The organism is Specibacter sp. AOP5-B1-6, assembly GCF_052376555.1.
GTDB lineage: Bacteria > Actinomycetota > Actinomycetes > Actinomycetales > Micrococcaceae > Specibacter.
Genome location: NZ_JBQSVT010000010.1, coordinates 79,110 through 101,311 on the forward strand (window position 1 = coordinate 79,110; position 22,202 = coordinate 101,311).

At 64.3% G+C, this 22,202-nt stretch carries 23 protein-coding genes; 5 read left to right on the forward strand and 18 right to left on the reverse strand.

The genetic code is table 11. The features are described 5' to 3' along the window. Window positions 1–153 precede the first annotated feature (153 nt). The 4 genes from ACT3TS_RS07125 to ACT3TS_RS07140 form a co-directional block, all read right to left on the reverse strand. Window positions 154–486 carry a histone-like nucleoid-structuring protein Lsr2 gene (locus ACT3TS_RS07125; protein ID WP_444530806.1) on the reverse strand — a complete coding sequence of 111 codons (333 nt, stop codon included), beginning with the start codon at window positions 484–486 and terminating at the stop codon, window positions 154–156. Between the two features lie 94 nt (window positions 487–580). Next, the gene (locus ACT3TS_RS07130) at window positions 581–733 is read right to left on the reverse strand and encodes a hypothetical protein (RefSeq protein ID WP_444530807.1); all 153 of its coding nucleotides are present in this window, start codon (window positions 731–733) and stop codon (window positions 581–583) included. A gap of 13 nt (window positions 734–746) precedes the next feature. Continuing rightward, window positions 747–2,195 carry a lysine--tRNA ligase gene (gene lysS / locus ACT3TS_RS07135; RefSeq protein ID WP_444530854.1) on the reverse strand — a complete coding sequence of 483 codons (1,449 nt, stop codon included), beginning with the start codon at window positions 2,193–2,195 and terminating at the stop codon, window positions 747–749. 122 nt (window positions 2,196–2,317) lie between these two features. Then, window positions 2,318–3,364, reverse strand: a complete 1,047-nt coding sequence (locus ACT3TS_RS07140) for a LacI family DNA-binding transcriptional regulator (protein ID WP_444530808.1) — start codon at window positions 3,362–3,364, stop codon at window positions 2,318–2,320. 243 nt (window positions 3,365–3,607) lie between these two features. On the opposite strand from ACT3TS_RS07140, the gene uriH reads away from it, so the two are divergent. The 3 genes from uriH to ACT3TS_RS07155 are packed head-to-tail and all read left to right on the forward strand — an operon-like array spanning window position 3,608 to window position 6,974. Next, window positions 3,608–4,588 (forward strand): uridine-preferring nucleoside hydrolase UriH, encoded by a 981-nt coding sequence (uriH, locus tag ACT3TS_RS07145; protein WP_444530855.1) that lies wholly within the window; start codon window positions 3,608–3,610, stop codon window positions 4,586–4,588. After that, window positions 4,585–6,021 (forward strand): uridine transporter UriT, encoded by a 1,437-nt coding sequence (gene uriT, locus ACT3TS_RS07150; RefSeq protein WP_444530809.1) that lies wholly within the window; start codon window positions 4,585–4,587, stop codon window positions 6,019–6,021. Before uriH ends, uriT begins: the two co-directional genes overlap by 4 nt. A gap of 11 nt (window positions 6,022–6,032) precedes the next feature. Further along, window positions 6,033–6,974, forward strand: a complete 942-nt coding sequence (locus tag ACT3TS_RS07155; protein WP_444530856.1) for a ribokinase — start codon at window positions 6,033–6,035, stop codon at window positions 6,972–6,974. A gap of 90 nt (window positions 6,975–7,064) precedes the next feature. On the opposite strand, the gene panC is transcribed toward ACT3TS_RS07155, so the two are convergent. From panC to ACT3TS_RS07220, 13 genes are all read right to left on the reverse strand, one after another. Then, window positions 7,065–8,027, reverse strand: a complete 963-nt coding sequence (gene panC / locus ACT3TS_RS07160) for a pantoate--beta-alanine ligase (RefSeq protein ID WP_444530810.1) — start codon at window positions 8,025–8,027, stop codon at window positions 7,065–7,067. Between the two features lie 84 nt (window positions 8,028–8,111). Then, the gene (locus ACT3TS_RS07165) at window positions 8,112–9,032 is read right to left on the reverse strand and encodes a Rossmann-like and DUF2520 domain-containing protein (protein ID WP_444530811.1); all 921 of its coding nucleotides are present in this window, start codon (window positions 9,030–9,032) and stop codon (window positions 8,112–8,114) included. Then, the gene (locus ACT3TS_RS07170; RefSeq protein WP_444530812.1) at window positions 9,022–10,539 is read right to left on the reverse strand and encodes a PH domain-containing protein; all 1,518 of its coding nucleotides are present in this window, start codon (window positions 10,537–10,539) and stop codon (window positions 9,022–9,024) included. The genes ACT3TS_RS07165 and ACT3TS_RS07170 overlap by 11 nt, the downstream gene beginning before the upstream one ends. Continuing rightward, entirely contained in the window at window positions 10,536–11,057 is a 522-nt protein-coding gene (locus tag ACT3TS_RS07175; protein WP_444530813.1) for a PH domain-containing protein, read from the reverse strand. Before ACT3TS_RS07175 ends, ACT3TS_RS07170 begins: the two co-directional genes overlap by 4 nt. Beyond that, the gene (locus ACT3TS_RS07180; RefSeq protein WP_444530814.1) at window positions 11,050–11,565 is read right to left on the reverse strand and encodes a DUF3180 domain-containing protein; all 516 of its coding nucleotides are present in this window, start codon (window positions 11,563–11,565) and stop codon (window positions 11,050–11,052) included. Before ACT3TS_RS07180 ends, ACT3TS_RS07175 begins: the two co-directional genes overlap by 8 nt. 65 nt (window positions 11,566–11,630) lie before the next feature. Next, entirely contained in the window at window positions 11,631–12,185 is a 555-nt protein-coding gene (gene folK / locus ACT3TS_RS07185) for a 2-amino-4-hydroxy-6-hydroxymethyldihydropteridine diphosphokinase (RefSeq protein WP_444530815.1), read from the reverse strand. Continuing rightward, window positions 12,182–12,676: a dihydroneopterin aldolase gene (gene folB / locus ACT3TS_RS07190; RefSeq protein ID WP_444530816.1), complete on the reverse strand. Its 495-nt coding sequence runs from the start codon at window positions 12,674–12,676 to the stop codon at window positions 12,182–12,184. Before folB ends, folK begins: the two co-directional genes overlap by 4 nt. Continuing rightward, window positions 12,673–13,665: a dihydropteroate synthase gene (gene folP / locus ACT3TS_RS07195; RefSeq protein WP_444530817.1), complete on the reverse strand. Its 993-nt coding sequence runs from the start codon at window positions 13,663–13,665 to the stop codon at window positions 12,673–12,675. The genes folB and folP overlap by 4 nt, the downstream gene beginning before the upstream one ends. An 11-nt stretch (window positions 13,666–13,676) precedes the next feature. After that, window positions 13,677–14,315 (reverse strand): GTP cyclohydrolase I FolE, encoded by a 639-nt coding sequence (folE, locus tag ACT3TS_RS07200; protein WP_444530818.1) that lies wholly within the window; start codon window positions 14,313–14,315, stop codon window positions 13,677–13,679. A 24-nt stretch (window positions 14,316–14,339) separates the two neighbouring features. Then, window positions 14,340–16,412, reverse strand: coding sequence for an ATP-dependent zinc metalloprotease FtsH (gene ftsH / locus ACT3TS_RS07205; RefSeq protein ID WP_444530819.1), 2,073 nt, complete (start codon window positions 16,410–16,412; stop codon window positions 14,340–14,342). A gap of 279 nt (window positions 16,413–16,691) precedes the next feature. Beyond that, window positions 16,692–17,243 carry a hypoxanthine phosphoribosyltransferase gene (gene hpt, locus ACT3TS_RS07210; protein WP_444530820.1) on the reverse strand — a complete coding sequence of 184 codons (552 nt, stop codon included), beginning with the start codon at window positions 17,241–17,243 and terminating at the stop codon, window positions 16,692–16,694. 53 nt (window positions 17,244–17,296) lie between these two features. Further along, window positions 17,297–18,403 (reverse strand): tRNA lysidine(34) synthetase TilS, encoded by a 1,107-nt coding sequence (gene tilS, locus ACT3TS_RS07215; protein ID WP_444530821.1) that lies wholly within the window; start codon window positions 18,401–18,403, stop codon window positions 17,297–17,299. Then, window positions 18,404–19,597 carry a zinc-dependent metalloprotease gene (locus ACT3TS_RS07220; RefSeq protein ID WP_444530857.1) on the reverse strand — a complete coding sequence of 398 codons (1,194 nt, stop codon included), beginning with the start codon at window positions 19,595–19,597 and terminating at the stop codon, window positions 18,404–18,406. A gap of 529 nt (window positions 19,598–20,126) precedes the next feature. On the opposite strand from ACT3TS_RS07220, the gene ACT3TS_RS07225 reads away from it, so the two are divergent. Both ACT3TS_RS07225 and ACT3TS_RS07230 read left to right on the forward strand, forming a co-directional pair. Continuing rightward, window positions 20,127–20,354 (forward strand): CotH kinase family protein, encoded by a 228-nt coding sequence (locus ACT3TS_RS07225; protein ID WP_444530822.1) that lies wholly within the window; start codon window positions 20,127–20,129, stop codon window positions 20,352–20,354. Next, window positions 20,323–20,544, forward strand: coding sequence for a hypothetical protein (locus ACT3TS_RS07230; RefSeq protein WP_444530823.1), 222 nt, complete (start codon window positions 20,323–20,325; stop codon window positions 20,542–20,544). Before ACT3TS_RS07225 ends, ACT3TS_RS07230 begins: the two co-directional genes overlap by 32 nt. Window positions 20,545–20,565: 21 nt before the next feature. Here ACT3TS_RS07230 and ACT3TS_RS07235 read toward each other — a convergent pair whose 3' ends face one another. Continuing rightward, window positions 20,566–22,053 (reverse strand): D-alanyl-D-alanine carboxypeptidase/D-alanyl-D-alanine-endopeptidase, encoded by a 1,488-nt coding sequence (locus ACT3TS_RS07235; RefSeq protein ID WP_444530824.1) that lies wholly within the window; start codon window positions 22,051–22,053, stop codon window positions 20,566–20,568. Window positions 22,054–22,202 lie beyond the last annotated feature (149 nt).

Below are 22,202 nucleotides of genomic sequence, written 5' to 3' on the forward strand. Positions count from 1 at the left end.
ACCACCATTCAAGGTGATCCCGCCGTCGTTGCGGGGTTGCGTGCGCCCCAAAAAACCTTGCCAGCCTGCAGCCGGAGGGTGGCTGGGCCCACAACTCCGAGGGGGCCCCGTTGACGGGTCGCTCGCGACCTGCCAACGGGGAGGAGTTGGGGACTAGCCCTGTGCTGCGTAGTACGCGTCGCGAATCTCATCCTGGATGCGGCCGCGCTCGTGCACTGTGTACCCGTTGTCACGGGCCCAGGCGCGAATCTGCGCAACATCGCTGCTGCCCTTTGTTGCGGCGGCCGGGCCGCGGCCCCGGACAGCCCGTCCGCCAACGCGGCGTCCCGCTGCTACATATGTGGCCAATGCGTCGCGCAATGACTTTGCATTCTCCGCGGACAGGTCAATCTCGTAGTTGATCCCGTCCAAACCGAAGGTGACATTTTCGTCCGCAGTGCTGTGGTCAATATCGTCAACGAGCGTGATGTGAATTTTCTGTGCCATGGGGAGTAATCGCCTCACATAGATTTGATGAATACTTCATAACAATTATGCTGGGAAAATTCATTCACGTCAAAGGGCACCGCTGAAATGGTTTTTATGCTCCGCGTTCCGCGTCGGCATCTGCGTCACGTTCGGCCTGTGCCAACGCATCACGTTCATGCCTGTCAGCATTGAATATTGCCTTCATGGCGAAGTAGAAAAGGGCTCCTACGCCTAAAGAAGGCAGGATAACCGCAATATATTCCATAACCTTGCCGCTCCTACTCGGGTTTCATCAAAGGGAAGAGAATGGCTTCGCGAATGCCAACACCCGTGAAGAGCATGACCAGCCGGTCAATGCCCAACCCGAGGCCCCCCATGGGCGGGGCGCCGTATTCCAGGGCACGCAGGAAGTCTTCGTCCAATTGCATTGCCTCAGGGTCGCCTGCCGCGGCCGCGAGTGACTGACGGGTGAGGCGGTCACGTTGAATGACAGGGTCAATGAGCTCGGAAAAGGCCGTTCCTGTTTCCGTGCCGCCAATAACAAGATCCCAGGCTTCAATCAAGTCGGGCTTTTCGCGGTGTGGCCGCGCCAACGGCTGGGCCGACGGGGGGTAATCGCAAACAAATGTTGGCTGAATAAGTGTAGGTTCAACAATTTCACCAAAGAGTTCGGTGACCAGCTTCTCCGCATCCCAGGCCTGGTCAATTCCGATCTCATGCCGGGCCGCGATATCACGCAATTCCTGGGCGGTCGTGGCAGGGGTGATTTCAACGCCAACGGCGTCTGAAAGTCCCTTGTACACGGGAAGCCAAGCCCATTCGCCGTCGAGATTGATCTCGCCTCGGGCTGTTTGAATGACGCGCGAACCCGTGGCGTCGGCCGCGGCCAGAATAATGCGCTGCATGGTTTTAGCCATGGTGAATTGGTCGCCATACGCTTCATAAGCCTCAAGCATGGTGAATTCCGGGCTGTGCGTTGAGTCAACGCCTTCGTTGCGGAAAATTCGCCCCATTTCAAAGACCTTGTCCATGCCACCGACGACGGCACGCTTGAGGTACAACTCAATGGCGATGCGCAGCGTCATGGGCTGGTCAAAGGCGTTCAGGTGCGTGCGGAACGGGCGGGCGGAAGCTCCGCCGTGGACAAGCTGGAGGATGGGGGTTTCCAGCTCGATGTACTCTTCGCCGTGGAGCGTGTCCCGGATGGCCTTGACAATGGCCGAGCGCGTCTTGACCTGTTCACGGGCCGTGTCACGGACAATCAAGTCAACGTAACGCTGGCGGACCCGCATTTCCTCGGACAATTCCGCATGCAGCACGGGCAACGGGCGCAGCGCCTTCGAGGCCATGGCCCATTCGCTGGCCATGATGGAGAGTTCGCCGGTGCGGGAGCTGATGACCTCGCCCTTGAAGAACACATGGTCGCCCAGGTCCACAAGGGACTTCCAGTCCGCGAGGGCTTCCTCGCCGACGTTGGCAAGGGACAGCATGATCTGCAGGCGCGCACCCGCTCCGGACTGGAGGGTGGCAAAACACAGCTTCCCCTTGTTGCGGACATACACCACGCGTCCGGTGACGCCAACAATCTCGCCCGTGGCGGTGTCGGGTTCCAGGTCGGGGTGCTTGGCCCGGATTTCCTCCAGCGAGTGGGTCCGTGCCACCCCCACCGGGTAGGCCTGGCCGCCTCGTTCAAGCAATTTGGCACGCTTGTCCATGCGGACGAGCATCTGCTCGGAGGCGTCACTGGATTCAGGGGTGGGGTTATTTTCTGCGCTCACGAGTTAACAGCTTAGTTGGTGAATCTGGGTGAAGCCTCCGTGCCGCGGTTTATGGGCCGGGCTGGTGGCCATCACCCTCCGGCGGCCAACCTTGTGGAGCCGCGGACCACCAAGGTGGCATCGAGCGTCAGCGGTGAAGCTGCCGCCCCCTCCCCCGCCATGAGCTGCAAGAGTTGCTGTCCCGCCAGGCGCCCCATCTCCGTCGCGGGCAGGTGCACAGTCGTCAGCCCCGGGTTGGAAGTTTCCGAATATGGCAGGTCGTCAAAGCCTGTCACGGCCAGGGTTTCCGGCACGGCGACGCCGGCGACGCGGGCCTCCTGCAGCACCCCGTACGCGTGGGTGTCCGTGGCACAGACGACGGCGGTCACCCCCTTTTTCGACCAGTCCGGCCAGGCGTTGGTGAAGGCCTGCGCCGCGGCACCGACGTCGATGGTGGTGGCACCGGTGGCCACCACGTCAATGCCGAGCTGCCCAGCCTTCCGGCAAAAGGCTTCGCGGCGGACCCTGAATGTTTCGGTGCCTGTCGCACTGTCGAGGTAACAAACCTTGGTGTGCCCCTGTTCGGCCAGGTGCGCAGCCAGCATGCGGGCGCCTTGGGCAACATCAAAATTCACTGCCGGTGCACCGCTTTCGACCCCGGCGGCATCGAGAAGCACCATGGGGTCCGTCGCCCGCAGCTCCGTCAGGAAGCGCGCGCTGGGCGCGTCGACCAGCAGACCGGCCGGCCGCAGGGCGAGCAGTCTGCGCACGTCTTCGGGCTCGGGCATCTGCCCCGCCTCGGTCACCGAGAGCAGCAGCTGAAATTCACTCCCGATGCCCTCCCGGACGCCCGCGATGACCTTTGCATAAAACGGGTTGGAGACGTCCGGTGCCACGAGGAACACAATGTTGCTGCGGCCCTTGGCCAGGGAACTGCCCAACCCATTGACCACATAGCCAAGTTCGGCGATGGCCGCGTCAACCTTGGTGATGTTCTCCGTCGACACCCTGCCGGCAGTTTTCCCGCTGGTCACGAGGGAGACGGTCGCCGCCGAGACACCGGCCCGGGCGGCGACCATGGCGGCCGTGACGCGAGTGGCCGCGGAACGGCCGGACTGGGGCATTGTTGGCGGCTGCATGGAATAGATCGTATCGGTGCAGCCGGCCCGTGGCCGCAAGCGCTGCCGCAGGCGTCACTTTCAGCGCACCGCGTCAAGCGCTTGACGCGAATCACGTTAAGCGCTTGACGTTCCATGGATGCCAGTGCCAGACTGTTCCTTGCGCACGGTCCCGGCCCCCCGGAACCACCCCAACGACGTGGAGAAAAAGTGAACACGGAACTACACCCTGCCCCGAGCGAAACGGCACAGAGCCAAACAGCCCTGAACGAGGCAGCCCAGCACAACGCAGCCGCCGGCCCCCGCAAGATCATCCTGGACTGCGATCCCGGCCATGATGACGCCGTCGCCCTGCTGCTGGCGCACGGCAACCCGGACATTGAACTGCTGGCGGTGACAACCGTGGTGGGCAATCAAACCCTGGAAAAAGTCACCCGCAATGCCCTGACCGTCGGAACCATTGCCGGGATCACGGGAGTGCCGTTCGCCGCCGGTTGCGACAGGCCCCTGGTGCGCAGCATTGAAACCGCACCCGACATCCACGGCGACAGCGGCATGGACGGGCCCGCCCAGCCCCAGTCGACCATCGAGCTCGACCCGCGCCACGCCGTCGACCTCATCATTGAGACCATCATGGCGCACGATCCCGGCACCGTGACCCTTGTGCCCACCGCCGGCCTGACCAACATTGCCATGGCCGCCCGCAAGGAGCCGCGCATCGTTGACCGCGTGAAGGAAGTTGTCCTCATGGGCGGCGGCTACCACGTGGGCAATTGGAGCCCGGTGGCCGAATTCAACATCATCATCGACCCCGAGGCCGCCCACATCGTGTTCAACGCGGGCTGGGAAGTTGTCATGGTCGGGCTGGACCTCACGCACCAGGCGCTGGCCACTCCCGACGTCGTTGCAGCCATCGACGCGGTGGGCACCAAGCCGGCCAAGTTCGTCATGGAACTGATGGAGTTCTTCACGAAGACCTACAAGGATGCCCAGGGCTTCGACTACCCGCCGGTTCATGACCCGTGCGCCGTCGCCTATGTCATTGACCCCACCGTCATGACCACCCAAAGGGTCCCCGTCGACATTGAACTCACGGGCACCCTGACGCTCGGCATGACAGTGGCCGATTTCCGCGCCCCTGCCCCGGCCGATTGCAAGACCAGCGTTGCGGTAACGCTTGACCACGAAAAGTTCTGGAATCTTGTCACCGACGCCCTCGTACGCATCGGCGAGGTTGAGCTGTGAGCCAGTCACCGCCGCTGACAAAGCCCGGGGTGCTCAGCAGGCCCGGCAACGTCACAGCCCTCATGGTCGCACTGCTGACGGCCTGCGTGGCGTTCCAGCTCAACGCCTCCATGCTCAGCCCCGCCCTTGTCACCATGGGCGAGGAACTGCAAACGGACCAGGCCTCGATCGGCCTGTCGCAGACCTGGTTCTTCACGGCGGCAGCGGTGTTCTCGCTGTTCCTGCCGCGCCTGAGCGACATCATCGGCCGCAAGAAGGTACTCATCGGCATGATGGTCATGATGGGCGTCGGCTCCGTCATCTCCGCCATGGCCCCGGACATCACCTGGCTGTTTGTTGGCCGCATCATCCAGGGCGTCAGCGGGCCCACCGTGCCGCTGTGCCTGATCATGCTGCGCTCCGCCGTGAAGGACCCCAAGAAGTACGGCGCCCTGATGGGCCTGATCACCGCCGTCAACGGCGGCATCGCCGGCATCGACTCCTTCGTGGGCGGTTATTTCGCCGAACACTTTGGCTTCCGCAGCATCTTTTGGCTCATGGTCGTCATCGCCGCCCTCGCCACCGTCCTGATTGCCGTCCTTGCCGCGGAGAGCAAGCCCGGCGAAGGCACCAGAATGGACTGGCTCGGCGTGTTCTTCATTGTCGTGGCCGTCGGTGCGCTGCTGACAGCCTTGAACGAAGCCACCAAGCTGGTGGGCGGCATGGCCGCAGGCCCGCTGGTGACCGCGCTGGCACTGGCCGTGGTCGCCGTCGTTGCTTTCATGGCGTTCTGGGCCGTGGAAAAGCGGTCCAAGCACCCCATGGTTGAGACGGTGCACCTGCGCCAGCGCGCCACCTGGGCGCCGCTGCTGACAACCACCCTGACCATGACGGGCATCTTTGCCGTGATCAACGGCATTGTGCCCGCGTTTGTGCAGGCGGTGGATCCCGGATTTGGCATCGGCGCCACCCAGATGAGCCTGTTGATCCTGACCCCCTACGCCCTGCTTGGCTGGCTCTTCGGCCCCATCACCGGACGCCTGGCCCCGGTCTTTGGATACACGAAGATGCTGCGGGTCGGCCTGCTCGGCAGCATTGCGGCGCTTGCCATCATCGGCTTCCTCGGGCTCCACAGCCTGGGCTGGATGATCGCCGGCACCGTCCTGCTGGGCATCATGTACGCCGGAACCGTGAACATCATGCTCAACGGCCTGGGCGTGGTCCTGTCCCCCGAAGGCAACCCCGGTTTCCTGCCCGGCATGAACGCCGGCGCCTTCAACCTTGGTGCCGGGCTCAGCTTCCTGGTCCTGCCGGCGATTCTCGTGGCCACGGCCCCGCTGGGCGGCCACGGCTCCTACCTGACGGTGGTGGTGGTTGCGCTGGCCATCACGGCGGCAGCCTTCGCCGCCTCCCTGCTTGTGCCCCAGCCCGTCGATGCGGAGGTTGCCCCGTGACCACAGCAAAGATGGGCACAGCCAAGATTGTTGTGGCCGGCTCGCTGAATGCCGACCTCACCATTTATTGCGACAGGCTCCCCACCCCAGGGGAAACCCTGCACGGCAACGGTTTTGCCGTGAATCCCGGCGGCAAGAGCGCCAACCAGGCCGTGTCCGCCGCCAAGCTGGGCGGCAATGTCACACTCCTTGGCGCCGTGGGGAACGACCCCAACGGCGACATGCTGGCGGCCTCCACCACGGGTGCCGGCGTTGACGTCAGCCAGCTCCGGCGCGTCGCCGAGCCGACTGGGGTTGCCGTCATCTCCGTGGACGGCGGCGGCGAGAACACCATCATCATCTCCGCCGGGGCCAATGGCACGCTCTCGCCCGCCGACATGCCCGCGTCGGCGTTTGCCGGCGCCGCCGTCGTCTGCCTGTGCCTGGAGGTTTCCCTGGACACCGTCCTGGCTGCTGCACAGGCCGGGCACGACGCCGGAGCAACAGTTCTGCTGAACTTGTCCCCGTACGCCCCGGTCACCGGGGAGCTGGCGCAGCTGACGGACGTCCTGCTTGTCAATGCCCACGAGGCGTCGCAATTCCTTGACGGCTTTGCCATGCCTGCCGAGGACGCTGCTCCCGCCGCGTGGCACGGCGCCGTGGCAGAGTTCTCCGGGCGCGGACTCCACAAGGTCCTGGTGACCCTGGGGGCGGCCGGGTCTGTCGTGCTGGATTCGGCCAACACGGCCGAACCCGTGGTCCGCATTGCACCAACAACGGTTGCGGCCGTGGACACCACGGGTGCCGGCGACGCCTTCACCGGAGCGGTTGCCGCACGCCTGGCGGACGGGGACACGCTCGTGGCCGCAGCCCGCTACGCCTCGGTCGCAGCAGCCCTGGCGGCGACGAAGAAGGGCACGCAAACCGCCTACCCGACAACAGCCGAGGTGGCGTCAGCGCTTTCCGCCCGCTAATCCCACTCCCCTTACCAACTGAGCCGCAGAAGTGGTTGCTAAATCAATCAATTTAAGTTGATTCAGCAACCACTTCTGCGGCTCAGTTGTTTAGCCCAGGGGCATGTTGTCGATGAGGCGCACGGGTCCCACCTTGGCTGCGATGAGTGCCAGGGCTTCGCCGGTGAACGGCGTGTCCTGGCAGTTCTCGGCCCGCACGGCAAGAGTCCGCGGATCGACGACCTCCAAATAATCCAGTTCCACGCCGGGTGCGCTGCGCACCAGCTCCTCGACGGAGCTGAGGTCCAGGGGTTCGTGGGCGTCGGCGCGACCCTTCAAGAGCCCCAGGGCCCGGGACAGGACCAGGGCGGAGTCCCGCTCCTGTCCAGACAGGAAGCGGTTGCGGCTGGACAACGCCAGGCCGTCGTCGTCGCGCACGGTGGGCACGGCCACAATGTCCGCCGGAAAGTTCAGGTCCGCCACCATTCTTCGCACCAAGGTCAGCTGCTGGGCGTCCTTCTGGCCAAAATAGGCCCGGTAGGCCGGACGGCCGGCCAGGTCCGGCGCGGCCAACCCCACATTGGGCAGGCCCACGTGCAGGAGCTTGGACACCACAGTCAAGGCACCGTCAAAGTGCCCGGGACGCGAGGCACCCTCGTGCAGCTCACCCATTTTTCCCGCCGTGACACGCACCATCGGCTCGCCGTCCGGGTACATTTCCGCCTCCGACGGGGCAAACATGAAGTCAACGCCGGCAGCCTCCAGCAGGGCCAGGTCGGCCTCGGTGGTGCGGGGGTAGCGTGCCAGGTCTCCGGCATCGCCGAACTGCAGCGGGTTGACGAACACGCTGGCCACCACCACCGAGTTCTCCGCCACGGCCGCCCGGGCAAGCTCGGCGTGTCCATGGTGCAGGGCACCCATGGTGGGCACAAGCCCCAGCGTCCCGGCACGAACGCCCGAACCCCGGTCCCCAGTTTCAGACCCAGCTGTGGCCCCGTCCCGGGCCCTGAGCTGCAGCAGCATCGCCGTCTGCTTCTTCAGTTCGGCAATGGTTGTCAGCAATGAAATGCTCATGTTCTTCACTCTCTTAAAGTCGTGCAAACGCGGCAGCAATTGCGCACGCCACAAGTCCGCGGCCGCCGCACAGGCCCCAAAATTCTAGGATTCGGCGGTGCCGGGGTCGACGTCGTCGCTGGCCAGTGCCGCCTGAACACCAAGATACGCCTCGGCGGAGAGCAGCCGCCGCCTGGCCGCCCGGGTTGCCGTGGCGCCGGACATGGCCAGGTAGGCCTCGAGCACGTCGCTGGAGCCTGTGTCCAGGGCGTGCTCGCGCAGCGCGGCCGAATGGGCCGCCACCGTGCCGACATCACCGCGGGCAACCGGGCCGGTCAGTGCCGACTCCCCCGAGGCCAGCGCATTTTCCAGGGCCGCCCGCAGCAGCGGGCCAAGCACCTGGTTCGGTGCTTCCACGCCGATGTCACCTAAAATTTGTGTCGCCTGGGCCACGAGCGTCACCATGTGGTTCGCAGAATGGGCCAGGGCCGCGTGATACAAAACGCGGTCAGCCTCCGCAATGACCACCGGTTCGGCACCCATTTCAACCACCAGGGCCTGGGCGATTGGCAGCATGGCGGGCTCGGCGGTGACACCAAAATTGCAGTCGGGGAGCCGGGACAGGTCAAGGCTCATGCCGGTGAACGTCATGGCCGGGTGCAGCGCAAGGGGAATCCCGCCGGCGGCCTTGACCGGGGCCAAAACCCCCGCGCCAAACCGCCCAGAGGTGTGGGCGACCAGCTGCCCCACCTGCCACGCCCCCATGGCCCCAAGCCCGCTGACGAGTTCGGGCAGGACATCGTCGGGAACGGCAAGGAGCACCAGTTCCGCCCGCTCCACAATGTCGGCCACCTCAAGCACCGGCACCCCCGGCAGCAGCAGTTCGGCCCGCTCCCTGGAGGCGTCGGACACCGCTGAAACACCGACGACGGCGTGCCCGGCGCCGCGCAGGGCGGCACCCAAAACGGCGCCAACCTTGCCCGCGCCAATGATTCCAATGCCCAGGCGGCCCGGTTTAATCGCCACGTTCCTGCTCCTTGTTGCTGGGTTCTTCTGCTGTACTTTCGGCCGGGGCCGCCGGCACCCCGGCAGCCTCAAGCCATTTCTCGTTTTGGTGGATGCGCCGTGCCGTGGCGGCGCGGACGGCTTGTTCGTTGAACAGCGCCAGCCCGTTGGCCACCGACATGTGGCGCACCAGCGGGCGGATGGGTCCGGCCGTGGAATGCAGCTCGAAGTTGACCAGGCCAAGGGCGGCCATGAGCGGGCCCTGGCGCAGCCCCAGCGACTGGGTGCGTTCGTGGGGCACGACCTGCAGCTGGCGGAAGATCCGTCCGTGGCGGCACAGCAGGGCCGTGTCCGTGGCCCTGAAGGCATTGTGGCGCCAGGTAAGCGGGTCTATCCAGCGGGCAGGGCGCGGGGAGTGGACGAATCCTTCCGTGTCTCCGGGACCGCGCAATCCCGCGGCAAACACCTCAAAGGGGTTGTCCACGCCCGGGTCCGGGAACACCAGGCCGAGCACGGCCATGACCTCGCCCAGGGTGCCGGCCGGCAGCAGCACGGTCCGGGAGCCGTTGTCGCCAAGGTCGGCGCCGTAGCCTGCCACGTTCACATGCACCCGGTACCAGCCAAACGGCCGCCACACCGGGCTCTGGCTGATGCCGACGGCCTGGACGCGGCCCGGTGGGATGGTCTGGGCACGGGTTTCCAACATGCCGTAATGCAGCCGCACCCCATCCGGGGAAACGGCAACCCTGAAATTGAAATCGGAGGTGATGATTTTCCAGTAGGCGGCGGCGATGCCGATGAAGATCGGCACAACGGCAACCAGGATGCCGGGCTCCCCGCTCCACACAACGGCCACCACGGCCGCCGCCACGACGACCAGGGCGAAGATTGTGGTGCTGCTGAAGAACGCCGCCCCGATGATCCGGCCCGGTTTAAGGGCCAGCACATGCGTTTCCGGGGCCTCCTGGACGTCCTCCGGCGCCTCCGGATCAACCGCCACTCCAGCGGCCCGGGCAAGAATGGCTGCCCGCAGCCGCTTGGCCTCGGCGAGCTTGAGGAAGGACAGCTTCATGGCCGACTTCCCGCCGTCGGCCACTTCAAATTTCAGCTCAGCGAGCCCAAACGCCCGTGCCACCAGCGGCTGCACCACGTCGATGGCCTGGACCCGGTCGATGCGTGCCCTGCGCTGTTGGCGGAAGATCACCCCGGAATTGATGTGCACGTGGTCGTTGGTGACCTGGTAGCGGGTGAAGCGCCAGGACAGAAAAAAGGAGACACCGAAAATAACGACGGCGGCGCCCACCACCGCGGCAATGACCACCGTTGGTGCCCCGCCGCCCTGCGATCCGCTGCCGCCGCTGAGGCGTCCGGTGAACAGGGACTCAAGCGAGTTCCTGCCAAAAACGAAGATCACGGCGGCAACGGCCACCCAGCCGCGAACGAGCGGGGAGACGGGGTGCACGCGATGCCATGATTCGCCGCTGTCGGTGCGGAAGGCTGGCTCGTCGTCGTGAAGTTTCTCGCTCACAGGCCGGCCAATTTTGCCTCACCGCGGGCAGAGAGTTGTTCCCGGAGGCGGGCGGCTTCAGTTGCCGGCAGCCCGTTGATCGAGGCGTTGGTCCCGGGCGACGCCGTGTGCAGGTGGATGGTGCTGAGGCCGAGCATGCGTTCGAGGGGGCCCATGGTGACGTCGACGTATTGCATCCGTCCGTAGGGGACCACCATGACGCGGTGGAACATGATGCCTCCGCGGATCAACAGGTCCTCATTGCGTTCGGCGTAGCCGATGGCGCGCACCTGCCGGGGGATCAAGATCATTTCCCAGACCGCAATGATGACCACGACGGCCGGCGCCGTCCAGGCCAGCCAGGCGGGGTAGCCGCCCCAGACGCCGGTGAGCATGAGCACCAGTGGCACTGCGGTGACGGCCAGGAAGATCAAGGTGCCGATGCCGCTGGAAATGAATCGGGCTTTGATGAGCTTTTCCGAGACCCTCAGGAAGGTGACGTCCCCGGGGTCGATGGAGCTGGGGTTTTGCCTAGGCAAATTCTTCCTCTCCGTGGCTTTCACGCTTGGGTCGTGGTGTCGATGGCGGGTCGCTGTCCTCGGGCGGCACCTTGCAAAAACGTTCGACCATGACACCGATGGCGACCATCACGAGGGCACCGGCCATGAGCGCCACCATCTGCCAAATCACGGCAAGGTCGGCGCGCAGGGCGATGGTGGGCAGCTGGTCCAGCAAGATGCCCGTGTGCCAGCCAAAAAGCACGGCGCCGGCATAGGCGCAGGCCTGGGCCAGTACGACTGTGCGGGCGGCCAGCAGCGGGTCAAGAACCTTGTCGCGGTTCCCGTCCCGCCAGCGGCGGACCTTGAGTCCAAGGATCAAGCACACAATGGCGATCAGTGCCATGGTGATCAAGGAGCTCAGCGGCAAAACCGGCAGGGCCAGGCTCGCGCGGGAGGTCAGCTCGGTGGCTGCCCACCCGATGGCGGCCAGCACGATTGTCACCGCCACCAGCCATGCAGGCCGGATGGTCCGCATTGTGCTTCTCATTGTTGCCTCATCGATTCGCTTTGGGACTACACATTCAACCGTACTGGGTTTTTGCCGGTTTGGAGTTACTGCCGGTGCTGGTTCCTTGACGCCGTCCCGGACTCCCGGTCCTGGGCCACGTCCTGGTCAAGGCTGATGCCCGCCATGTCCGGTGCCGCGGCAGCCAGGTCAGCCACGGGGGCTCCGGCCAGTGTGGCGTTGGGTTCCATGAGGGACCACGGAAAAAGCACAAAGGCCCGGCCGGCGGCGCGCGGGTGGGGCAGGGTCAGCGCCGGGTCCGAACTGCTTTCCGCGCCATAGGTAATGATGTCAACGTCAAGGGTGCGGGCCCCCCAACGCACTTCCCGCGTCCTGTGGTGGGCCAGTTCCACCGCCTGGCAGTGCAGCAAAAGTTCAGTGGAGGAAAGTGTGGTGTCGATCGCGATGACCATGTTCAGGAAATCCGGCTGCCCCTCGGGACCGCCCACGGCCTTGGTTGTCACCACCGGTGAAACATTTTGCAGCCGCACTTCGGGACGGTCCACCAAATCCGCGACGGCGCTCTGCAGCGTGCCTTCACGCTCGCCAAGGTTGCTCCCCAGCGCCAGGATGGCCCGGGTCAGCGCGCGGGCGGCAGTCATGGACGGCCGGCCGGAACTGCGCTCTTGTCGGACGAGCTGCTTTCGGCGGTGCCGGGCGTTTCGGCGGTGCTTGTTTCGCCAGTGCTGGTGCCGGCTGTTTCGGTGGTGCTGGGTTGGACCTCGTCGCGGGACCTGAAAACTGTGATGCTGACATCGCCGAAGGGGACCTGGATGGGAGCCTTCGGCTTATGGACTGTCACTTCAACGGCCTGGACCGCGGGAAAGTCGGCAAGAATTTTTTCGACCATGCGAACACTCAGCGTCTCGATCAAATCGAACGCCTCACCGGTGACCATGGCCACGATGGTCTCAGCCACGGCTCCGTAATTTGCGGTCAGTTTCAAATCATCCGTGGCCGCTGCCGCCGAAACGTCCAGATGCAGCACCGCGTCGGTGATGAATGGCTGGCCGTCGCGCTTTTCATGCTCGAACACACCGTGGTAGCCGATCGCGGTGACGCTTGTCAGCTTGATGATGTCCAAGCGTGTCACTGTACTTCCTGCGCGGCGGGCGCTTCCTGGACGGCAAGCTCCGCTTCGCGGGCGGCTGTCAGCCGGGCATTGCGCTTGCTGTTGCCGACCAGCAGCCTTGCGGCGACCTTGGCGGCGTCAAGGCTCGCCCCGACGTCGTGCACGCGAACCCCCCAAATGCCTTGGGCGCCGGCAAGGGCCGTGGTTGCCGAGGTGGCGTCGTCGCGCTCCTTCGGTGCGGCGGCCTTTCCGGCGCTTGTCAGCAGCGAGCCGAGGAAGCGCTTGCGGGACGTGCCCACCAGGACTTTGTTGCCCATGCCGGCAACAGTGTGGAGGTTGGCCAGCAACTCCCAGTTCTGCTCGGCATTCTTCGAGAAGCCGATGCCCGGATCCAGGATCAAATTTTCGGCCAAAACGCCCGCCGCATAGAACCTTTCGCGCACCTCGCCCAGCTCGCGCACCACGTCCTCAACGACGTCCGTGTACTGCGTCAATGAATCCATGGAACGTGAATTGCCGCGACTGTGCATCAACACGTACGGGATCTGGCGTTCAGCGATCAACGCGATCATGTCATCGTGGACGTTGGCGCCGGAGACGTCATTGATCAAGCCTGCCCCGGCATCAAGTGCCAGCGCAGCCGTCGTGGCGTGCCGGGTGTCAACGCTGATGAGCGCCCCGGCCTTGGCCAGCGCCGTAATGACAGGCAGGATGCGGTGCTGCTCCTCGAGCTCATCCACTGCCGATGAGCCCGGGCGGGTCGACTCCCCGCCCACGTCGATAATGTCCGCGCCACCATAAAACATGCGCAGCCCGTGCGCGATGGCTGTCTCGGTGGAGTCGTATTCGCCACCGTCGCTGAAGGAATCCGGGGTGCAGTTCAAGATCCCCATGACCACCATGCGGTCCTTGGGCAGGGTGGCAAAAGTTGCCATTGATCGCCGTGCCCGAAGGACAGGCAGGGGTGAGGTGGCAGGACCCGTACCGGGTGCTGCTGCGAGGGAATCCATGGTGTGTCTAGTTACCTTCCGAGAATCAAGCTCATGGCTTCGGCCCGGGTTGCGGGCTCATGAAGCGAACCGCGTACCGCACTGGTGACGGTCTTGGCTCCTGGTTTACGCACGCCACGCATGGACATGCACATGTGTTCACATTCGACGACGACGATGGCCCCGGCAGGTTTGAGGTGCTCAACGATCGCGTCGGCAATCTGGGTGGTCAGCCGTTCCTGCACCTGCGGGCGCTTGGCGAAAAGATCCACCAGCCGTGCCAGCTTGCTCAGGCCGGTGACCCTGCCGTCCACGCCCGGGATGTAGCCAACGTGGGCACTGCCGTGGAAAGGGACCAGGTGATGTTCGCAGGTGGAATAGAACGGGATGTCCTTCACGAGCACCATTTCCTGGTGGGCAATGTCAAAGGTGGTGCCCAGGATCTCGGCCGGGTCCTGGTGTATGCCGGAAAACACTTCCGCATACGCCTTGGCCACGCGCTTGGGGGTGTCCAGCAGCCCGCTGCGTTCCGGATCCTCTCCGATGGCCAACAGGATCTCGCGGACAGCCGCCTCAATGCGCGCCAAGTCCACCTTGTACTCGTCAACCTCGGGGGCGGCACCAGTGGTGCCGCCCTGAGCGAAGTCAGGTTCGTCGTCGTAGTCAGTCACGGAAGTGATCCTATCGCGGAGGCGCTACTGGCCCGGCAGCTGCGGGGTGTCACCCTTGCCCAGTTCAATGCCGGGACGGTTGCCCGGGGCATCGATCTCGCCGTCAAGGTGGGCGTTGGCGAGCTGGTCCTGGGGCGAAACAGTCTCGGGTACCGGCTGGTCCGCTTCCCGGGCCTCGCGGCGCTCCTTGTCCGTGATGACGGGGGGCAGGTCGGAGACGGGGCGGGAGTCCTTGGACAGCCACACCTTGCGCTCGGCAGGTTTGCGGAGATCCGTGAAGATTTCGGCAATTTCTGCCTGGTTCAAGGTCTCACGCTCCAGCAGCTCCAGGGCCAGCCGGTCCAGGATGTCGCGGTTGGCGATCACGGCAGCATAGGCGTCATCATGCGCCTGGTCGATGAGCTTGCGCACTTCTCCATCAACCAGGGCGGCAACCGATTCGGAGTAGTCACGTTCGTGGCCGCCACCGCCGCCAACAAACGGCTCCCCCGCACCCGCACCAAGCTTGACGGCGCCGATGAGCTCGCTCATGCCGTACTGGGTGACCATGGCCCGGGCAGTTGCGGTGGCCTTTTCAATGTCGTTCGAGGCACCCGTGGACGGGTCGTGGAACACGATTTCCTCGGCGACACGGCCGCCCATGGCGTAGGCCATCTGGTCCAGCAGTTCGTTGCGGGTAATCGAGTACTTGTCGTCCTCGGGAACAACCATCGTGTAGCCCAGGGCGCGGCCACGCGGCAGGATGGTGATCTTGGTGACCGGCGCCGTGTTGTGCATGGCGGCGGCCACAAGTGCGTGCCCGCCCTCGTGGTAGGCGGTGATCTTGCGTTCAAGTTCCTTCATGACGCGGGTGCGCTTCTGCGGCCCCGCCATGACCCGGTCGATCGACTCGTCCAGGGCGCGGTCATCGATGAGCTGCGCGTTGGAGCGGGCAGTCAGCAGCGCGGCCTCGTTGAGTACGTTGGCCAGGTCGGCACCCGTGTAGCCGGGCGTCTTCTTGGCAACGGCGTTCAGGTCAACGCCGGGGGCCATGGGCTTGCCCGCGGCGTGCACCCGCAGGATCTGCTCGCGGCCCAGGCGGTCGGGGGCCTCGACGGGAATCTGGCGGTCAAAACGGCCGGGGCGCAGCAGTGCCGGGTCAAGCACGTCGGGGCGGTTGGTGGCGGCAATCAAGATGACGTTCGTCTTGACGTCAAAGCCGTCCATTTCCACGAGCAGCTGGTTGAGTGTCTGCTCGCGTTCGTCGTTGCCGCCGCCAATGCCGGCACCACGGTGACGGCCGACGGCGTCGATCTCGTCAACAAAAATGATGGCCGGGGAGTTCGTCTTGGCCTGTTCGAAGAGGTCGCGGACACGGGAGGCGCCCACGCCGACGAACATCTCCACAAAGTCCGAGCCGGAGATGGAGTAGAACGGCACGCCCGCTTCGCCGGCAACCGCTCGGGCCAGCAGAGTTTTACCGGTTCCGGGAGGGCCGTAGAGGAGCACACCCTTGGGGATCTTGGCGCCAACGGCAGTGAACTTGTCGGGGTTTTGCAGGAAGTCCTTGATTTCGTGGAGTTCCTCCACCGCCTCATCCGCGCCGGCAACATCGTGGAACGTCACCTGCGGGTGGTCCTTGGTCATCAGTTTGGCCTTTGACTTGCCAAATTGCATGACCTTGTTGCCGCCGCCCTGCATGCGGGAGAACAGGAACCAGAAGATCAAGCCGATCAAGACGAAGGGAATCAGCAGCGAAAGCATGCTTGACCAGAAGTTGTTCGACGCCGGCTGGTCATCGAACGTTTTCAGCTTCGCATTGTCAATGGCGTCGACCATGGTCGTTGCCCGGTAGCTGCCGTAGTAGAACTGGACGTTCTTACCGGCCTTGCGGTCTTCAACCGTGGTGTAGTCGTCCTTGAGGACCATGTCCACCCGGCCCTCGGAACCAAAGATCTTGGCCGAGACAACCTTGTCGGTTTTGAGCAGGTCCAGGGCTTCAGACGTTCCAATGCGGCTGGTCCCGCTGCCAGTCAGTGTGAAGAGGCCGGCCCCGATGAGCACAACCACCACAATGATCCAGACAAATGGACCTTTGAAGAGTTTCTTGACTTTCATGTGTTCGAGGCCAGGCCTCGTCCCTCCCGCTCAACCAATTCATACTTTTACAAGACGCTTCCGACACGTCCCCGGCTAATAGCTTTACACCGTTCGCCTTGCTACACGTACGGGAATTGCCTTTAGTTCCCTGAGGGCATAACGAATTGTCCGTTTGGCCAGGATTTTGCCGTTAAATGACGGTACGGCGCAGCCTGGCGCCGTACCGTCAAGCCACCGTGTGCCCGCATCCCGTACCGGGAAAATCCCGCACGGGAAAACAGGCGCCTGCGGCGGGTGTTACTCGTAAATATGCGGTGACAGGGTGCCGATGAAGTCGAGGTTGCGGTACTTCTCGGCGAAGTCCAGGCCGTAGCCAACAACGAATTCGTTCGGGATCTCGTAGCCGACGTACTTGACGTCGATCTCGACCTTCGCGGCTTTAGGCTTGCGCAGCAGGGTGCAGATTTCAACCGAAGCAGGCCCGCGTGACATGAGGTTGGCGCGCAGCCACGACAAGGTCAGGCCGGAGTCGATGATGTCTTCGACGATCAGCACGTGCTTGCCCATCAGGTCGGTTTCGAGGTCCTTCAGGATCCGAACCACACCGGAAGACTGGGTGCCGGAACCGTAGGAGGACACCGCCATCCAGTCCATGGTGACGTGGCTGTGCAGGGCGCGGGAAAGATCCGCCATCACCATGACGGCGCCCTTGAGTACACCGACGAGCAGGACATCGCGGTCCTGGTAGTCGGCATCAATCTGTGCGGCCAGTTCGGCGACGCGTGATTGGATTTGTTCCTTGGTATAAAGAACGTGCTTAAGATCGGCATGGACGTCTTGTGAATCCACCAATGACTCCTGATTGTGAAGGTTTTGTTACTGGTTTTAGTACTGTGCGGCGCTTATGTGCTGCGTCTAAGAACTAGCTTCCCATAGCCAGGGCCGTCGTGGGGAACACCCTGGTTGCGTGAAATCCTGAACACACTGACTTTTCCGGCCAACTGCACCGGGCCCGCGGAGCCCGTTCTGGCCAACAGTTTTTCTGCCGCAGCCAGCCGCTCAAGGCTTGGCTGGGCACCGCCAAGTTCGACGACGGCCAGCGCCAACACTCTCATCTTTAGGGCCGGAGCCAATCCCCTGAGCCCGTCTTCGGACAGCAGAATTTCCTCGGATCGGCCGTTTTCCGCGGGACCGCGGACCGCCAACTTCTCGTATTCAACGCCTGCCAGCTCATCGAGGAAGTCGGCGTCATGGCCCAAAATATTGGCGGAGCGGGCCAGCGATTCGGCAATGCCCGGCCCGAGTTCGGCGTTGAGATGGGGGATGACAACGTTGCGGACCCTGACCCGCAGATATGCCGGGTCCTGGTTGGCCGGGTCATGCCACGGCGTGAGGTCCAAGGCTTCGCATATGGCCAACGTCTCATCCCGGCGCAGTCCCAAAAAGGGGCGCAGGTACATGCCTCGGCGTTCGCGCATGCCAGCCAGGGAGCGTGTCCCGGACCCGCGGGCGAGTCCCAGCAGCACCGACTCCGCCTGGTCGTCGAGGGTGTGTCCAAGCAAGACGTGGCGGGCGCCCATTTCATGTGCCGCCGCCTCAAGCGCCGCAAAGCGTGCTGCCCTGGCGGCTGCTTCCGGACCGGCGCCGTCGTGCGCCAAGTCAACGCTCCTGACCACGACCGGGTCAAGGCCCAGGCCGCGCAGCGCGGCGGCGGTGGACCGGGCGACGTCGGCACTGCCGGCCTGCATTTGGTGGTCAACGACGACGGCGCCGACACGCACCTCGCCGCGCCTGGCGAAGAACGCGCACACGGCCGCCAAGGCCAGCGAGTCAGGGCCGCCGCTGCAGCCGACCAGCACCAGCGGCGGGTTGTCCACAGGCCGGTTCCTGCCGGTGGTTTTTAAGCCCATCAGCCCGCCCACCATGGCACGGGCCTTTCCAACTGTCGGGTCGAGGCGCCCGCGCGGCCCGCGGGGGGTCGACGCCGGCGAGGCGGTCGAGGGGTCCATTTACAGGCCCATCCGTTCAACCCAGAGCCGGGCATTGTGAATTTCCGGTTCCGTCGGCAGATTTTCCGCCTGTGTCCACACATTGTTGAAGCCGTCCATGCCAACCACCGCGACCGTGTCCCGAACAAACTTGGCCCCGTCGCTGTACTGGCGCATTTTGGCGTCCAGTCCAAGCAGGTTTCGGAAGAACTTTTCAATGGCTCCCCGGTCCTTGCCGCGGCTGTTGAACCGTTGCCGAATGGTGCGGACCGTCGGCACAATGCTTTGGTCCACGCCGTCCATGACCACATTGGCGTGCCCCTCAAGCAGGCTCATGACTGCCGTCAGGTGGGACAGCGCCGCCTTCTGGTCCGGGTTTTGCAGCAGGTCCAGGACGCCGCCGCGGCTGGGATTCTCCAGCGCCGCATCTTTGCTGCGTGCTCCGGGCCGCCCGAGCTGCTTGGCTGACTGCAGGAGGCGTTCACCAAAGTTCTCCGAGTCCCCCACCAACAAGGCGCCCAGCTTCTCAATCTCACCGAGCATGTGGTGCCGCAGCCAAGGTGCTGCCGCAAACTGAACCCGGTGCGTCTGCTCATGCAGGCATACCCAGAGCCGGAAATCGGCAGGGTCCACTTTCAGGTCGCGCTCGACCGTGATGATGTTGGGCGCGACAAGCAGCAGGCGCCCGCCCGACGCCTGCGCCCGCTCCGAGGCAGTCGGTGCCATGGCGGCGAACGGGTCGTACTGGCCTAGGACCTTGCTGGAAAGGAACGCCAACGCTCCACCCAACTGGGCGCCCGTGACAGTGGCACTCAAGGCCGTTCCGGCACTCCCGGACGACGGATTTGCCCCTGTCCCCGGCACTTTCCGGTTCCCCTGTGCCGACTGGTCTTGCTTGGCGGCCACTGCCCGCAGCACCGGATCCATCATGACGGCGAAGCTTTGTGTGTTGGCTTTGGCCCAGGAGGCCCTGTCAACAACCAGCACCTCGGAGTCGTGCAGGTCCCTGGCAGCCTCAAGCCGGCTGATTTCGTGGACGTACGGGACCGATTTTTCGGCCGCGGCACGCAGCTTGTCCACCGCCTCGGAAATTTCGGACCCGTTCAGCGCAGGGCCTGCGGGGGCCAGGTTGGCTGCCGTCCTGGCGGCAAGTTCCCAATTGACCATGCCATTGGATGTGGGCGGTTTCGTTGCGGGGCTGCGCTGCGGAGTCATGGATACCATCAGACCACAAATCCCTGACAGCGTGCTGGCGGTTCACAGCCGGCACACAGCAAGGGGATAGAGGCGGCTTAGACTCGTCAGCCACACTGAGAAACGCTGATTGGTATTTCAACGGCAATCACGCGCCGGGCAACTACCGTGGCAATCACCAACCGCAAGCCCTTCCCGGGCCCGCCATCACGAAAGGCATGGATCGATGACGCAGACGCCGCGGAATTCCTTCACAGACCTGCCGCCGCTGTCGCACCCGGATGGCAGCCACGGACCAGCCCACCCAGCGCTACGCCTGCACAACCTATTCGATGAATGGCTCGGCAACCCAGACGCGTCTGCTGCTGGAGAACCCCGATGAGTCTTATGGGGAAAGCATCGATGATGGCGACAGCGTGGTCTTCAAGGCCGGCGCGGAATCAAGCTTCAGCTACCAGGGTGAGGACCTCTCGGTGTATGAGGACCAGTTCAAGCAGCTCAACACGACTGACACCCAGGACGCCACCTTTGACGCCGACTGGCCGACTGGGTGGATGCGGACTCCTTTGCCAAGTACACGGCCACCCAAAACCTGCTGGCCAACTCCGACGACATGGCCGGGCCCGGCCAAAACTACTACCTCAGCTGCGACCTGACGACGAAGAAGATCTCGGTCATCTCGTGGGACCTCAACATGGCGCTGAGCGGCAATGCCACAGCCAGCCCGGACGAATCGTTGTCCATGGGTGGCGTCGGATACCTTCAAGAAGCCCTATGACTCCGCATACCAGGAGATCTATGTCCAGGTGTTTGCCGATGGAACCGCACAATCACTGCTGACCACCATCACCGAGTCGATACCGGCCAGCGACGGCTTGACCCAGGAGGAGATTGCGGAGAAATCAAAGACCCTTGGCACCTACCTCACCCAGCGCGGCGACACCCTGGAAAAGGCACTGGCCGGGTGACGGGCGGCCCGTTCGCAGGCGCTAGCTCAAAGCCAGAACGCCCGCGGCTGCGTCAAGGACGGGGCGGGCCGCAATGGCACCGCCGGTGAGTCCGTTGCCGAGGATGGAAAAGACCAGCAGGCGCCCTTCGGAATTGACGACGTAGCCGGACAGGGACGTCACCAGGTTCAAGGAACCTGTCTTGGCACGCACCAGCCCGGCACCGTCAAGTGCCGGCGCCGTCACAAAACGGTGTTCCAGGGATCCTGTGAGACCGGCGACGGGCAGCCCGGGAAGGGCCTGGCCAATGTCGGCTGCGGGATCTGCCAGCATCAGGGACAGCATCTTCACCAACTGCTGCGGGCTGATCAGGTTCCCCGCGGCCAGGCCGGAATTGTCAGTTGTGACAATGCTGTCCATGGGCATCCCCAGCTCGCCGGCCACCTGGCGAACGGCCGCCACTGCGCCGCTGTTGCTTGCGGCCTTGCCCATCTTCACAGCCACCATGCGGCCAAGGACCTCCGCCACATAGTTGTCCGACTCGGACAGCATGTACTGGGTCTGCTCAGCGACGGTGGCGGACTCCACGGAACCCAATACCGCACCTGGCTGCACTGATCCAGACTTTGCCGTTCCAGACTGCGCTGCCCCGGTTTGGCTCGCATCCGCACCGCCGGCAGCATCGCCGCCGGCGGCGGGTGCCTTGCCCCGGGTGATGGCGCCCGTCGTGGCCACCCCGGCATCCTCAAGCGCCTGCGCAAACGCCTCCGCCACGGCCACGGCCGAATCCTGGGGCCGCGGACCAGTCAAAACTTCCGGGGCAAAGCGCCCCGCGTAAAGTGCCATCGGGTAGATGGGGGCGATTTCACCGGCATCCACATCGCCGTCGGCCCATTTCGGGTTCAGCGCGGGTCCGGTAAACAAGGAGTCGTCAATGGTCAGGGTCACCGGCCCCTTGGCCCCGGCGCCTGCCAGCGACTTGGCCGTCTGTCCTGCCAGGGTCGCAAGGCCTGCGTGCCCCATGGCGGAGTCGTCCGCGCCGGCACCGGCGGTGAGCAGGGAGTCGCCGCCGGCCACCAGCACAATCTCATTGGGGCTGGATCCGGCCACCGCCTCGGTGCTGAACCTGGCGTCGGTGCCAAGGGTCCTGAGCGCGGCGCCCGCTGTGAGCAGCTTCAGGTTTGAGGCGGGAGTCCTTGCCGCCTGGCCGTCCTGGGAAAAGAGTTCTTCGCCTGTCAGGGCGTCGGCGACGTACATGCTGAAGGTGCCCTCGCCGTCGAACATCAACGCCTTGTCCAAACCGGCGGACAGCTTGTCCGCATCGGGCAGGGGTGCCGTGGAATCCAGCGGGCCCACGCCGGAGATTTCGCCGAGGGAGGTGGGAGCGGCCTGGGCTGCGGGCAGGACGGCAACGGCGGCCGGATCCTGCGGCAGGAACGCGGGGACCACCTGCAGGCCGACCGGAACACTCACGGCTGCCAATGCACAAATCAGCAAACCGCCCGTCAATGCTTTAGACGTGCGTCCCATAGAGCAGGCAGTTCCTTCGCGACTGGTCCCGGCACAATCAAGGGCAGGATTTGGGCAATAATATGCCCGGAAGTTCCGGACGGGTTTTTAGCGCAAGGAAAGCGCCTATATCCTCATACTAGACGGAATTCCTGCGCAAGGCCGCGTCC

What these genes read in the sequence shown, in the direction of transcription:
- panC (WP_444530810.1), bottom strand. Translation starts at nt 8,027, where the DNA reads ATGAGCATTTCATTGCTGACAACCATTGCCGAACTGAAGAAGCAGACG.
- folP (WP_444530817.1), bottom strand. Translation starts at nt 13,665, where the DNA reads ATGGATTCCCTCGCAGCAGCACCCGGTACGGGTCCTGCCACCTCACCC.
- ACT3TS_RS07220 (WP_444530857.1), bottom strand. Translation starts at nt 19,597, where the DNA reads ATGACTCCGCAGCGCAGCCCCGCAACGAAACCGCCCACATCCAATGGC.
- folK (WP_444530815.1), bottom strand. Translation starts at nt 12,185, where the DNA reads ATGACTGCCGCCCGCGCGCTGACCCGGGCCATCCTGGCGCTGGGGAGC.
- ACT3TS_RS07180 (WP_444530814.1), bottom strand. Translation starts at nt 11,565, where the DNA reads ATGAGAAGCACAATGCGGACCATCCGGCCTGCATGGCTGGTGGCGGTG.
- ACT3TS_RS07235 (WP_444530824.1), bottom strand. Translation starts at nt 22,053, where the DNA reads ATGGGACGCACGTCTAAAGCATTGACGGGCGGTTTGCTGATTTGTGCA.
- tilS (WP_444530821.1), bottom strand. Translation starts at nt 18,403, where the DNA reads ATGGACCCCTCGACCGCCTCGCCGGCGTCGACCCCCCGCGGGCCGCGC.
- ACT3TS_RS07130 (WP_444530807.1), bottom strand. Translation starts at nt 733, where the DNA reads ATGGAATATATTGCGGTTATCCTGCCTTCTTTAGGCGTAGGAGCCCTT.
- ftsH (WP_444530819.1), bottom strand. Translation starts at nt 16,412, where the DNA reads ATGAAAGTCAAGAAACTCTTCAAAGGTCCATTTGTCTGGATCATTGTG.
- ACT3TS_RS07125 (WP_444530806.1), bottom strand. Translation starts at nt 486, where the DNA reads ATGGCACAGAAAATTCACATCACGCTCGTTGACGATATTGACCACAGC.
- lysS (WP_444530854.1), bottom strand. Translation starts at nt 2,195, where the DNA reads ATGCTCGTCCGCATGGACAAGCGTGCCAAATTGCTTGAACGAGGCGGC.
- ACT3TS_RS07140 (WP_444530808.1), bottom strand. Translation starts at nt 3,364, where the DNA reads ATGCAGCCGCCAACAATGCCCCAGTCCGGCCGTTCCGCGGCCACTCGC.
- ACT3TS_RS07155 (WP_444530856.1), top strand. Translation starts at nt 6,033, where the DNA reads ATGGGCACAGCCAAGATTGTTGTGGCCGGCTCGCTGAATGCCGACCTC.